This is a genomic window from Vibrio echinoideorum, assembly GCF_024347455.1.
GTDB classification, from domain to species: domain Bacteria; phylum Pseudomonadota; class Gammaproteobacteria; order Enterobacterales; family Vibrionaceae; genus Vibrio; species Vibrio echinoideorum.
On the sequence record NZ_AP025483.1, the window covers coordinates 2,342,055 to 2,356,072 of the forward strand.

General features: G+C 44.0%; 11 protein-coding genes. 4 read left to right on the plus strand and 7 right to left on the minus strand.

Going from position 1 to position 14,018, the window contains the following annotated elements:
• Positions 1 to 6: 6 nt before the first annotated feature.
• From mfd to OCV36_RS10590, 3 genes are all read left to right on the plus strand, one after another.
• On the plus strand, positions 7 to 3,468 hold the full coding sequence (mfd, locus tag OCV36_RS10580; RefSeq protein ID WP_135456628.1) for a transcription-repair coupling factor: 3,462 nt from the start codon (positions 7 to 9) through the stop codon (positions 3,466 to 3,468).
• A gap of 63 nt (positions 3,469 to 3,531) precedes the next feature.
• A complete protein-coding gene (locus OCV36_RS10585) occupies positions 3,532 to 4,314 on the plus strand; it encodes a peptidoglycan binding protein CsiV (RefSeq protein ID WP_135456630.1) in 783 nt (260 codons plus the stop codon).
• Positions 4,315 to 4,504: 190 nt separating this feature from the next.
• Complete coding sequence (locus tag OCV36_RS10590; RefSeq protein ID WP_135456632.1) at positions 4,505 to 5,050, plus strand: GNAT family N-acetyltransferase; 546 nt, start codon at positions 4,505 to 4,507, stop codon at positions 5,048 to 5,050.
• A gap of 128 nt (positions 5,051 to 5,178) precedes the next feature.
• Here OCV36_RS10590 and OCV36_RS10595 read toward each other — a convergent pair whose 3' ends face one another.
• The 7 genes from OCV36_RS10595 to hinT form a co-directional block, all read right to left on the minus strand.
• Positions 5,179 to 6,468, minus strand: coding sequence for an NAD(P)/FAD-dependent oxidoreductase (locus OCV36_RS10595; protein WP_017073872.1), 1,290 nt, complete (start codon positions 6,466 to 6,468; stop codon positions 5,179 to 5,181).
• A 484-nt stretch (positions 6,469 to 6,952) separates the two neighbouring features.
• The gene (gene ycfP, locus OCV36_RS10600) at positions 6,953 to 7,492 is read right to left on the minus strand and encodes an alpha/beta hydrolase YcfP (RefSeq protein ID WP_017073873.1); all 540 of its coding nucleotides are present in this window, start codon (positions 7,490 to 7,492) and stop codon (positions 6,953 to 6,955) included.
• 109 nt (positions 7,493 to 7,601) lie between these two features.
• Positions 7,602 to 8,456 carry a phosphotransferase gene (locus OCV36_RS10605; RefSeq protein WP_135456634.1) on the minus strand — a complete coding sequence of 285 codons (855 nt, stop codon included), beginning with the start codon at positions 8,454 to 8,456 and terminating at the stop codon, positions 7,602 to 7,604.
• A 191-nt stretch (positions 8,457 to 8,647) separates the two neighbouring features.
• The gene (lpoB, locus tag OCV36_RS10610) at positions 8,648 to 9,238 is read right to left on the minus strand and encodes a penicillin-binding protein activator LpoB (protein WP_004736264.1); all 591 of its coding nucleotides are present in this window, start codon (positions 9,236 to 9,238) and stop codon (positions 8,648 to 8,650) included.
• Between the two features lie 92 nt (positions 9,239 to 9,330).
• The gene (locus OCV36_RS10615; protein ID WP_102551552.1) at positions 9,331 to 9,714 is read right to left on the minus strand and encodes a YcfL family protein; all 384 of its coding nucleotides are present in this window, start codon (positions 9,712 to 9,714) and stop codon (positions 9,331 to 9,333) included.
• Entirely contained in the window at positions 9,714 to 11,105 is a 1,392-nt protein-coding gene (locus tag OCV36_RS10620; RefSeq protein ID WP_017073875.1) for a COG3014 family protein, read from the minus strand. Before OCV36_RS10620 ends, OCV36_RS10615 begins: the two co-directional genes overlap by 1 nt.
• 228 nt (positions 11,106 to 11,333) lie before the next feature.
• Positions 11,334 to 11,684: a purine nucleoside phosphoramidase gene (hinT, locus tag OCV36_RS10625; RefSeq protein ID WP_010439874.1), complete on the minus strand. Its 351-nt coding sequence runs from the start codon at positions 11,682 to 11,684 to the stop codon at positions 11,334 to 11,336.
• 275 nt (positions 11,685 to 11,959) lie between these two features.
• On the opposite strand from hinT, the gene OCV36_RS10630 reads away from it, so the two are divergent.
• Positions 11,960 to 13,951, plus strand: a complete 1,992-nt coding sequence (locus OCV36_RS10630; RefSeq protein WP_135456636.1) for a methyl-accepting chemotaxis protein — start codon at positions 11,960 to 11,962, stop codon at positions 13,949 to 13,951.
• Positions 13,952 to 14,018: the final 67 nt, after the last annotated feature.

The window sequence follows — 14,018 nt, forward strand, 5'->3', positions numbered from 1 at the left end:
ATAGACATGACAAAACAATCCATTTTCACACTACCTAAACTCAAAGGCGCTGGTGATAAAAAACACATCGGTAACCTAGTTGGTTCATCTCTCGCGCTTGCTATCGCTAAACTTGCGGAGCAGCATAACAGCCATACCGTACTGGCTGTAACGGACCCACAAATCGCGCTGAAACTTCAATCTGAAATTGAACAGTTTACAGCCCATGAAGTTGCATTATTCCCCGATTGGGAAACGTTGCCATACGACAACTTCTCGCCGCACCAAGAGATCATTTCAGATAGGATCGCGCGTCTTTATGCACTGCCGACTCTAAAAGACGGCATCACAATCGTACCGATCAGTACACTATTGCAACGTCAGTCACCTCGCGACTTTTTGTTACAGCACACTCTAATGGTGAAAATGGGCGATCTGTACTCGTTAGAAAAACTGCGCCTTCAGCTTGAAAAATCTGGCTACCGTTATGTTGATCAAGTATTTGGCCCGGGTGAATATGCTAGCCGTGGTTCTATTCTTGACCTATTCCCTATGGGTAGCAAAGATCCCTATCGTATCGACTTTTTCGATGACGAGATCGATACAATTAGAACGTTTGATCCTGAGAATCAACGCTCTATCGAAGACATATCTGAGATTCGATTGCTGCCTGCTCATGAGTTTCCAACCTCAGAAAGCGCAATCGAAGATTTCCGTATTCGCTGGCGTCAGCAATTCGATGCGCGCCGTGAACCAGAATCTATCTATATGCAGGTTTCTAAAGGCACTTGGCCTGCTGGTATAGAATATTGGCAGCCGCTGTTTTTCGAACATACCGAAACCTTATTCGACTATGTTGCGGATGAAGCACAAATCTTAATTCTTGGTGACGTAGAAACCGCCGTTGATTCTTTCCTTACCGACGTTGCTCACCGATACGAGCAACGGGGTGTTGACCCATTACGCCCTCTGCTAACACCAGAACAACTTTGGCTAAAGAAAGACGAACTATTCGCACACTTCAAACAGAAGCCTCAGGTCAACCTGAGCTTAGACTCGATTGAAGAGAAAGCTGGGCGTGTCAATTTACCGGTTGCGTCTCTGCCTGATCTTAGTGTTCAACATCAGAATAAAGAACCTCTCGCTAATCTAAGAAAATTCACCGAGGCCTTCGATGGCAAAGTCGTCTTTTCTGTAGAATCTGAAGGTCGTCGTGAAGCACTTAGTGAATTGCTTAGAGGCATCAAGGTAAGACCAAGTGAGGTTAAAAACCTCGACGCGGCAATTAAAGCTAAAGATAAGTTCAGCCTGATATTAGGCTCAGCTGAGCATGGCTTTATCCATGAAGCACAAAATATAGCCCTTATTTGTGAAAGCGACCTGTTGGGCGATCGCGTTATTCAACGTCGCAAGAAAGATAAGAAAAGCGTTAACAGCGACACAGTAATCCGTCACCTAGCTGAACTTAAACCGGGTCAGCCTGTTGTTCACATTGACCACGGTATTGGTCGCTATATCGGCCTGCAAACGCTCGAAGCCGGCGGCATGAAAACCGAATACGTAACGCTTGAGTATCAAAACGATGCCAAGTTATACGTGCCTGTTGCTTCTTTAAACTTAATTGGACGCTACTCTGGTGGTGCTGAAGATTCTGCGCCGTTGCATAAGCTTGGCGGTGAAGCATGGCAGAAAGCTCGTAAACGAGCGGCTGAAAAAGTACGTGATGTTGCAGCGGAATTGCTTGATGTATACGCCAAGCGTGAGCTAAAACCTGGCTACAAATTTGTACTCGACCGCGATCAATACGCGACCTTCAAGTCTGGATTTCCATTTGAAGAAACTGACGACCAAGCCATGGCTATCAACGCGGTGATGTCTGACATGTGCCAAGCTAAAGCCATGGATCGCTTGGTATGTGGTGATGTTGGTTTTGGTAAAACAGAAGTCGCAATGCGCGCGGCGTTTGTGTGTACCGACAACAGCAAACAAGTAGCGGTGTTAGTACCAACCACCCTGCTTGCTCAGCAACACTTTGAAAACTTCCGAGACCGTTTTGCGAACCTTCCGATTCGTGTCGAAGTTCTGTCTCGATTCAAATCCGCCAAAGAGCAGAAGTTAATTATGCAAGATGTCACCGACGGCAAGGTCGATATCTTGGTCGGTACCCATAAGCTACTTTCTAGCGACATTAAGTTTAAAGATCTTGGCTTATTGGTTGTCGATGAGGAGCACCGATTTGGTGTTAGACAGAAAGAAAAAGTGAAAGCAATGCGCGCGGATGTCGATATCCTAACGCTAACCGCAACACCGATTCCGCGTACGTTGAACATGGCTATGAGCGGCATGCGTGATCTGTCGATCATCGCAACACCACCAGCACGACGCTTAGCAATAAAAACCTTCGTTCGCGAAAGTGACGATGCCATGGTCAGAGAAGCGGTACTCCGTGAGATCATGCGTGGTGGTCAGGTTTACTTCCTGCATAACCAAGTTGACACCATTGAGAAAACGGCGGAATCACTGCAAAAACTGATTCCAGAGGCTCGAGTAACGGTGGCTCATGGTCAAATGCGTGAACGCGAACTAGAACGCATCATGAATGACTTCTACCACCAGCGCTTTAACTTGTTGGTATGTACCACCATCATCGAAACAGGTATCGACGTTCCTACGGCGAACACTATCTTGATGGACAGAGCCGATAACCTCGGTTTAGCACAATTGCACCAATTACGTGGTCGTGTGGGTCGTTCACACCATCAAGCTTACGCGTACATGCTGACGCCACACCCGAAGGCAATGACTAAAGATGCGATCAAGCGTTTAGACGCGATTGCCTCTTTGGAAGATCTCGGTGCGGGCTTTACCTTAGCAACCCATGATTTAGAAATTCGTGGCGCGGGTGAGTTGTTAGGTGATGAACAAAGTGGCCAAATCCAATCGGTTGGTTTTACCCTTTACATGGAAATGCTTGAACAAGCAGTTGAGGCACTAAAAGAAGGCCGAGAGCCATCTCTTGATGACCTATTGCGTGAGCAAACTGAAATTGAAATGCGTCTGCCTGCGCTATTACCAGACGACTATATTCCAGACATCAATACTCGATTATCGACCTACAAACGTATTGCGAGCGTCAGTGACACGGATGAACTGGCAGAGCTGAAAGTTGAGCTGATCGACCGCTTTGGTAGTCTTCCTGATGCAACCAAGAACTTATTATCAGTTTCTGAGCTAAAATTAGCGGCTGCGTCAATTAAAGCGAAGAAAATTGAAGCTCACGACAAGGGCGGATTCTTAGAATTCTACCCAGATGCTGACATAAACCCAGCCTACCTTGTTAAACTATTGCAATCTCAACCGCAAAAGTTTTCAATGGAAGGACCAACAAAGTTCAAGTTTACGATACCATTGGTCGACAGACGGAAACGAATTCAATTTGTTAGTGATTTATTGGGCGAATTCAGGCAAAACTTGCTGCCATCAGCTTAAGACTCAATCCACTTGCACATATAAATTATCCAGCCGATAGATCGGCTGGAAGACGGAGTAAAAATGAAAAGACTGATCCCACTGCTACTATTGTTCGTCTCATTGCCAAGTTTGGCGCAGAGACAATTTGATATAGAAGTGATCATTTTTAAGCGCGCAGTTGATGCAGAAAAAGTGAATGAATCTTGGCCAAACACACAGCCTAAGATTTCACTTGAGCGCGTGGGTTCATTTCAAGACACCCAATACCGAGCAAAGAAAGGCGTCCAGATGCTTCCTTACTCGGAATACAAGCTAACGCCTCAAAAAGATAAGCTACGTAAACACGCTGGCTTTGAAGTTCTAATGCATACAGCTTGGCGTCAAGGTGATCAAGGTAAGAGCTCAGCGCCTGTCTTCCACATTCAAGCAGGTAAAGACTTCTCTAAAGATTTTAATGCCGACGGCTCAGAAAAAGGAGCCGTTACTACGACAACAACTACAACAACAGGTGCTGATGGCTTCCAAGAAGAGACCATCGATAAACCGCTTTACGAGTTAGACGGCAAACTACAAATCTACGTGCAGCACTACCTATACGCTGAAACCACACTGGATTTAAAAGCACCAAGCGTTCGTGAAGTCACTCTACAAGAACAACAAATTGAGCTAGATTCACCCGTAAGTGGTGCAGAAAGTAACGTTCAAGTCGGTAACTTAACTGAGATTTCTCCGACAGTTGAAGTAGAAGAATTCCTAAAGAGCTACCGTATGGACCAAAAACGTCGCATGCGTAGTACAGAGACTCATTACCTTGATCACCCTCTGCTTGGTATGGTGATTCAAGTTCGACGCGTAGCGCAGTAAGTCGCTGTATAAGAATAAGAATTCATTCGTAAACAACTCAGCTTTGATTATATAAATAGTGACTTACATGAGTACTGATCTATATAGATATTGAGCTAGATAAATACTGAGTTGTATGGATTAATGATTCAAGACGCCCTCCATTGTGAGGGCGTTTTATTAGTACTTACAATGTTAATTGGTACGTCCTATGAGCCCTGATTTTCAAATCAATACCCAACACCTCAGCCTCAAGATTATTGAAGCTTCTGACGCTCCACAATTTTCTCAACTGGTTCAATCATCTCCGAGCTTGTTTCCATGGGTTGATTGGTGCCACGACGAATTTTCTATCGTAGAAGCAGAAAGATTCATTCTTGCAACTCGTTTAAATTGGGTTAAATCTGATGCGTTTGGCTTTGGTATTTTCGAACGCAACAGCGATAAACTGGTCGGCATGGTTGCCATTAATGAGCTATACCACACCTTTAATATGGCGAGTTTAGGCTATTGGGTAGGTGACCGGTTTCAAAGAAAAGGGATCGCGAAAGAAGCGATGCAGGCCCTATTTGAGTTTTGCTTTGCTCAACTGAAATTAACGCGCTTGGAAATTGTTTGCGATACAGAAAACCGACCAAGCCAAAGACTGATAGAGAAATGTGGCGCCGAACGAGAAACGATTGCGAAGAATCGCTTTGTTTTTAACGGTAAGCCAAAAGATGGCGTGGTTTACTCAGTATTACCGCCAACAGCTTAGCCCGAATCCGCTAACAAAGATGATAAGCAGTTAAAAATTCAAATATCACTTAATCGACACGATCAAAAAAGAGCTCCGAAGAGCTCTTTTTTATCATCAGCGTAACCACCTTTATAAGGCTTAACTGATTAGTGAAGCTTTAGGTTTGGGCGAAGTACACGGTTAATACGACCAACCAGCATCATCAACGATGTTTTGATTAGTCCGTGCAGCGCCATTTGGTGCATGCGGTACAAAGAAATGTAAACGATACGAGCAATACGACCTTCAACCATCATAGAACCTTTAGTCAGGTTACCCATCAGACTACCTACCGTAGAGAAGCGGCTTAATGAAACAAGCGAGCCTTTATCTTTGTAGATGTAATCTTTAAGGTCACGGCCGTTTAGCTTGGCGATAATATTGCCAAATGCACAGCTTGCCATTTGGTGAGCGGCTTGTGCACGAGGTGGAACAAATGAACCATCAGCTTGTGTACATTGCGCCAAGTCGCCAATAGCAAAAATATTGTCATCAAGCGTCGTTTGCAACGTGTTTTTCACAACTAATTGGTTGATACGGTTAGTCTCAAGACCACCAATATCTTTCATGAAATCTGGCGCTTTAATACCTGCAGCCCAAACCATGATTTGTGCTGGGATCTTCTCACCATCTTTAGTCGTTAGGCCGTCAGCATCAGCTTGTGTAACCATTGTAGTCGTACGCACAGTAACACCAAGCTTAGTAAGCTCAGAGTGTGCTGCGCTCGAAATACGAGGTGGTAGAGCAGGAAGGATACGCTCCCCCGCTTCAACAAGGTTAACGTTCAGCTTGCTTGAATCTAGATCACCGAAGCCGTAAGTACGAAGCTCTTTAACCGCGTTGTGCAACTCAGCAGAAAGCTCTACACCTGTCGCCCCAGCACCAACAATCGCGATATCGACTGTACCTTGGCCATTCTTAGCGTGCAGTTTTAAGAACTGGTTGTTCATTTCAGTACGGAAACGGTGTGCTTGTTCTGGGCTATCAAGGAAAATACAGTTGTCACGAACGCCAGGAGTATTGAAATCGTTTGACGTTGAACCGAGAGCCATCACTAGAATATCGTATTCAAGCTCACGACTTGGCATAAGCAGTTCACCGTGATCATCGGTAAGCTCGCTCAGTGCAATCACTTTACGCTCACGATCGATGTCGTTTAGGCTGCCCATTTGAAAATCGAAGTAATGGTTTTTTGCATGAGCGCGGTAGCTCAAAGCATCCACGCCTTCATCCAATGAACCGGTTGCTACTTCATGAAGTAATGGTTTCCATAGGTGACTCGCTTTACGGTCTACCAGAGTAATCTGGGCACGCTTTTTACGACCTAAAGTGCGGCCTAGCTTAGTTGCTAGTTCTAAACCACCAGCACCGCCGCCTACTACGATAATTTTTGTCAAAATGACAATCCTCTACAAAATGAATAAATGGGGTTCAGCTCGAATACTCCAGCCGATAAATTCTATGTATCTACTCGCCTTGCGCTTAAAGGCTATGGCTTATCTGATAACTGCGAAAATGAATAACAGCAACTCACGAGTAGTTAGAGGGATACGAACAACAAACTTAGGTTTGAGGTCCTGTTTACATGGATAAAAGGTGACTACCTGAGAGGTAGAGCACAAATAGTGGGCAAGTTTATCACTCGCTCTCAGTTTTTCTTGATATTTATCAAAATATTTTTCTTCAGAACATTATATATAGCAAAAAGATGACCGCAACAAAAATCCTAACCCTTAATGAGGATTCGCCACTAATTAGTTAACGATTGCGCAAACTCGTCGATAAAACACATTCAACAGATTTATCAGTCATCGTCTTTCGGTTTCAGATATAAAAAAAGCAGCACTCGATGAGTGCTGCTTTTATAAAATAAACCAATAATTAAGCGTTCTTGAAGGCTTTCATTGCTTGAAGATGTTGAGAAATTTTTGTGAACTTATGACTCTCTTTTTCGTCCCAGATAATATCGTAGTAGTCTTCGAGCGCTGCGGCAGTTTTGGTATTATCGTGGATTTCATCTTCACGAGAAAGTACCACTAAACAGCGTCCTTTGTTCTTCATACGATACTGAGCCACACACTTAGTTGCGATATCTTCGTATTCTTCTGGACGGTCAATTCTGCCAACCATATTGTTCTCAGGCTGCAGATTGGGGTTGAACACCACCTGCTTAATACCACACAAGAAACCAATACGCTCAGACCAAAAACCGCCTAATCCTACACCACAAATAATTGGATGCGGATCGTCTGATTGTTCAATCACTTTATGCACTTCTTTGAGCAAGTGTTGCATATCGTGTTTTGGGTGCAAAGTACTGTAGTTGATGAAACGAATGTCATCATCAATGAATTGCAACTGCAGTACTTTTTCGTGGTTGCCAGGGCTTGTAGAATCGAAGCCGTGCAAGTAAATAATCATTTGTACCTCCCCCGTTGAATGCTGGTACGCTTAGATTAATCTAACATGAAAAATAAGGTTTTAAAGGGAAGAGCACCGAAATTATATTTTTCACTTCCTAAACGTGATCCTAACTACAGAAAGTGTGACTCAGAGCCTCTGCTTCATGTAGGTAACTTTCATCGCCCCACAGTTGATGTGCAAGTAAATACCACAACATGGCCATCATTCTACTGCGTGGCAACCAGGCCTCTACACCGTCGAGCCAAGGCTGAACATCATGAATACCTCGCAACTGACAATACTTCTGAACAGATTCAGTGACTGGAACGCCAGCAACCGAAATTGTCAATGTTAGATCGAGCCTAGGATCGGCTAACGCTGCATACTCCCAATCAATAATCTTAATCCCGTCGCTATTCTTCACTAGATTGTAACCACCCAAATCAAAGTGACATAAAGACAAGCCTAGATTTGGGATACTCGGAGCCACGCGCCATTGTTGATAAATTTGAGTGTAGACGTCAGTTTTATGAATAGCATCAAGTTGGAGCCAATAATGGTCGACTCGCGACGTGAAACTAAATGGCTGGAGAGGTAATCGCTTAGTGTTAACCAAATGCACAGAGATCAGCGTTTTCAACAAATCATCAAGATCTAAACCTTCGTAGAGCGTATCGCCAGCAATCCATTCGACCAATAGCCCGCTCTCATTAACGACTATAGGGCTAGGCCCAAGACCAAGACGTTCAATCGCAGAGAGCACTTGATACTCTTCATGACGAGAAATGAAGAACGCTTTGGTGATTGATGTAATCGGACGCCAAACATACTCGCTGCCATCGACTGAAACCAATTTCCAACAACGGTTAGTCAACCCTCCAGTCAGAGTCTGTGCCTTAATTGGCGGCTCAGAAAAGTGACTATCAAGCGAACTCAGACTGGTATCAAGAAGCTTAGCTTCAGACCAAGAAAAAATTGCCATTATTCATCCCTATAAACGTCTTCATTTCCCTACAAAAAAGACACTGACCAAAAGCCAGTGTCTCTTCATTAACAGTGCACAATGTACTGCCTTCGCGCGTGGCCAAGCTATACGCTGCCAAGATTAAGCGCAGTCAAGACTAGACTAGACATTGTCAATACTGGCTGCGCATAGTTGGCAAGTAAGCGAAATTAAAGACCCAATAGGCTCTTAGATTGTTGCTTACGGATTTCAGTCTCATCAGCCCATTCAATCAAGCCAGACTCAAGATCCATTAGACGCATAGTCATTTTGTAGTAAACGTCTTCGTCGCTACCGTCTTTCTTAACGATGCTTGATAGGTTGCCGTACAACATGTACTGCGCGCCAACCATCTTACCGAACTGAATCGCTGAGCTTTGGTTTACAAGCTCATCATTGTTTTGGAAGTTCAATTGGTCACGAACAGACTCTACGCGGTCCATATCAACGAAACGGAACTTACCAGAGTTCAGCATTTTAGTACTGATAGTGTCAGTGATTGACTCAGTATCGATGTGCTCACTGGTTTTGTTCTTGATTCGCTCTACGAACACGATTGGACGTTGCTCACGAGTGATGTAAGACACTGAACCAGACGCCATCATGCTATCGACCATTTCACCCGCAATCGTTTGAAGGTCAGTTGAACCGAAATCGATTGTCGTGGTTTCTACTGCTTGTGCATCACCGTAGCTTACCTTGTTTGAACAACCGCCTAAAATAACCGCTAAACCTAGTAGCGCAACGACACTCTTTTTCATTTTGTTTCCTCAACTTATCACTGAGTGGGGTTACCCTCACTCTTAAATGCTTATATTGGCGAACCAAAAGGGTCCGCTTCTTAAAATCTAGCTTACTGCTCTCGGAACTGAACTCTAAACTGAGTTGCGTTCGGGTTTACCGACACTTCCGACAACGAAATACTTTCAAAACCGCGAACAATCGCTTGCTTCCAAGGACCTTGTTTAAGGTTGACCTCCAGGCCTGCATCGTCGTACCAGTAGAAACGATAAAGGATATTTTGATCGCCTTTATAGTTACTGTTTAAACGAACAATCCCTCTAGTGTGACCATCGACTTGGTCAGTGCGGATATCTTCAACCAATAGACGGCTACCCAATACCTTGTCACCAAAGAAAACGTTCTGAGTCAGGCTATCAACTCTTACGCCAGCTGTATTATCAGCACAACCAGCCAGAGCCATAACCGCTGCTAAGCTCACTAACCACTTTTTCATTACAGCCTCCCTAGCTGTTTATGCCACATTGTTGCGTTGTTTCCTTGTCGAGAAATCCAAACCAAGGTGGTCTGCCCTTCTCGAATATCAAAATCATACGTTTTAGTACCTGCTTCCAACGTATATTGACCGCTATTTGCTACAAATGTGCTGCTCTTAATCTCTGCAGGCAATGATTGCCAACTGCGAGTGTCTGGTTGCTCCGTGAATACGTTCCACACGTTGAACAAAATATTACCCACATCGTTGCCTTTGGTCGCTTCTTTACGGATACGGTCTTTAGCCACCACACGTAGCGCTTGGCGAATCACGATACTCGTCATACGTTCAGACAAGTCATTCTGAGCCATCGCATTTACGTCAGTAATTAAACTTTCAGACAATGGTTGCCCATTGATTCGTAAAGCAGAAAAGCGTTCTACGTTTTGGCTTGGGTAGTATGGCAACGCCAAAGAGTATATTGCCCCCTGATCGCGACTGTCATAAATAGGTAAATCTAGTCGCCAACTATCCATAGCTTGAACAGCACTCTGCTCTTGAAGAACAATCACTCGCCCTTGCCCACCACCTAACTTAGAAGATTGCTTATAGCGCTTTTCAAGTGTTGCTAAATCTTGTCGCATTCCTAAACGAGCGGCTGTCGCCATCGTTCGATCGATGATTTCTTGGTTTTCCGGCATAACGGCCAGAGCACGTCGATAGTCAACATATGCGCTGTTTAAGTCATTGGACGCTTCATAAAGCAGCCCCGACAAAAACATCAAATATGCATTTTGTACAGATTGCAGCTTTTTACCCGCATCAGGGTAATTCGCAAGGATGCTACCGACATTGGCAGACAAACCTTGAGATTTAGCATCGCTAGCTGCTTTTTCTAGCTCGGCTTCGCGCTGTTTCTTTGCTTGTTCTTGTACCTGGTTGGCGCGACGCATTTCTATCACCGCACCTTCTAAATCATTTTTCTTAAGATAATTTAAACCGAGATAGAGATGAAGAAAGCCCAACTCGTAATCAGGCGGCGCATACTCGGTAATATTGTCATTCACAGCCAACGCACCCACGCTGGTTGCACTGTCTGAAATAGAAATTACTGCTTTGCTTTGTTGATCTTTTACTGCCTGATCAGCCAATTCAAACGAAGACTTACTTTCTGGATACTTTTGATCAAGCAGGTTAATTCTGCCCCTTTCAAAATTATCAAGAATATCTCCTGCCGCATAATCTGGTAACTCTTGTTGAGCCTCTGAATAATCTCCAGATTTTACTGCTTGGTATATCTCTTGGTTTTGTGCACTGTAATGGCTGAACAGACTTCCTGCCGACATACTCGCGCAACCTGCGGTCAGCGCCGATAACAGGGCAATAGAAGCGAATCTAAACTGTTGCTTCACTTAACGTCTCCGTGCATGTTTTAAATGCCAACTTCTGTACGATTAATGGCAAAACGATACTTTTATAACTTAATACGTTTAAAAAAATCACTTCGCCCAATTGATGCCAGTATTCAGACAACAAATGAAGTTTAAAGTTGGCATACAACCTACAATTTATCCAACTAGCTAAGTAATCAACTAACTAATCACTCAACTAGCTAGTTATTCAACCAACTGATTATTCAACTAGCTAATCAATAGCGGCCCAAGCGGACGACCACCGACTAAGTGCATGTGAATATGGTATACCTCTTGGCCGCCGTGAGAGTTACAGTTTACGATAAGACGGTAACCATCTTCGGCAATACCTTCTTCTTTTGCTAACTTACGAGCAACAGTAAACATGCGTCCCATCATCGCTTCATCTTCCACTTCAACATCGTTAGTTGTAGGAATCAGCTTGTTCGGGATAATTAGGATATGACTAGGAGCGCGAGGGTTGATATCGCGAAACGCCGTTACTAAGTCGTCTTGATATAGCAGATCTGCAGGGATTTCTTTATTAATGATCTTACTAAAGATGGTTTCTTCAGCCATGTTTTTCTCCGATAAAACATTTACTTTTTAATGTTTTGAGTATGCGCTATGCCGCAACAAACCACAATAAATCCGCTTTAAAGCATAATAAAAAACACCGTTCAAATCAAAGAAAACGAGCCTTAGCTCTCAAGAATGGCATGTTGATTATAACTGAGGGTTATTTTTGACGTGTGCGTCATAAAATGCGTAAGTCGAGCTCAATAGAATGCTGACAATTTTGTTAGTTTTACTTTGACCTGACATTAGGTCGCATTTTATTTAGGGAGAAAGCCATGAAGGGATCTGTGATCAAGCGTATGTACGCTGGTTTCGCACTGATCATCATCATGTTCGCAGTCACGATAACCATCATGATGAACAGCATGAATCAGATACATAGCAATTTTGAGAGTGTTTCAGAAACCTCACTACCACTTGTTGCGCTTTCAAATCAAACAAGTGTTCAATTGCTTTCTGCTGATAAATCATTCAAAGATTACTTAACCACACAAAACGCTGAACGCATGTCTGCAATGCGCACAGAGTTTACAGCATCACAAAACTCTTTTTCTGAAGTACTCGGTAGCTTAGAAGGTGCAAGTCAGAACAACGCCACGCTCATCGAGCGAATTGCCCAGTTAAGAGCCATGGAACAGCGTTACTTCGCCGAAGCCGATGAAGCGATGGACAATTACGTTGCGATGTTCGAAGCACAAGAACAGGTACAAAAAGCATCGCGCGACTTTCAACGTCTGCATTCAGAGTTGACTGTTGGTATGAAAGAGTACGTTGCCGACCAAAAAAGCATCTCCGTAAAAGTAATGGCGAAAAGCTACTTCATTAAACTGCAAGACGCTGAAGTGATCACTTCAGATGCATTAGCAAGTTCTGATGTGGCATTCGTACAAAAAGCAGTAAACCAAAATAAAAAGGCCGTTACTCACCTTAATTACGCTTATCGCGGCCTATCCACGCAACTGCCAGCTCTTAAAAATGTCTTTGATGAATCGGTTCAGAAATTCACCAAAGACGTTGGTCAAAAAGGCGGTGTGTTGGACAAGCACAACAACTACTTGAAAGCGAAACAAGCTCTGTACATCAACATTGCTAACTTAGCGGTTGAAATTGACCAAGCGATGGCGGTACTTGATTCATTCAATGTCACCGCAGAAGAGCAATTAAACGCTTCACTTGAAGACGCAAGCAGCATCTACGATAAAGGTCTGTTCAATGCGATTGCCATTGGTATTGTTGTCACCGTATTCGCTGCAGCAATTGGTTACCATATTGCACATAGCGTAAGAGAGCCGTTAACTCGCATTCTAGGTACACTGGAAGGACTAACTGAAGGCGATATGACTCAACGTATCGACATTCGTTATGATAACGAATTCAGCCGTGTGAGCCGCCACATCAACACCTTAGCCGACAACCTACGCAATATTCTGGTGAAACTGAATGACGCTTCCGATGACTTAACTAAGACCGCAAGCGTAAACCAGAAAACCTCTACAGAGACCCAAGCTCAACTGAACAGCCAACGTGAGCAAACGGCAACTGTTGCGACTGCGATGACAGAAATGTCTCATTCTGTACAAGAAGTGGCGAACAGCGCGCAAAGCTCACTAACCATGGTTCAACAAGTAGAATCGGCTTCTGAGTCTGGTCGTCAGATAATGAACACCAACATCAGTACCATTAACCAGCTCGAGGTTCGCCTTACTGAATCTGTTGGCGCTGTAGGTGAGTTGCAACAAATGAGTAGCCAGATTGGCTCCATCCTAGATGTTATCCGTGGTATTGCTGAACAAACCAACCTACTTGCACTCAACGCGGCAATCGAAGCGGCGCGTGCCGGTGAGCAAGGTCGTGGTTTTGCAGTGGTTGCCGATGAAGTTCGAGTGCTTGCACAGAAGACCACTCAATCAACGTCTGAAATCGAGACCATGATCAGCAACCTGCAATCAAGCTCTAAAACAGCAAGCAACGTGATTGAAAGTTGTATGAGCGATATGGACATGTCGGTTCAACAAGCTTCAAGTGCCAACAGTGCGATGGAAGAGATCCAAGCCTTGATTCTAGAGATCAGTCACATGAGTACGCACATCTCTCAAGCAGCCGCTGAGCAGAGTGAAACTTCTGGTGATATCGCGCGTAATATCGAAGACATCAACCACATCGCTGATAAGAGTTACCAAGCGATGTCTTCAATTGCGGAGGCAAGCCAAAACCTAACAATTCTCGCAAACCAGCAAGGTGATTTGGTTCATCAGTTCAAGCTATAGATAGCTGAGACATTGATAGATATTTAGTGCGAATATTGGGACTTATTACCCAATAGTGGTAACTATT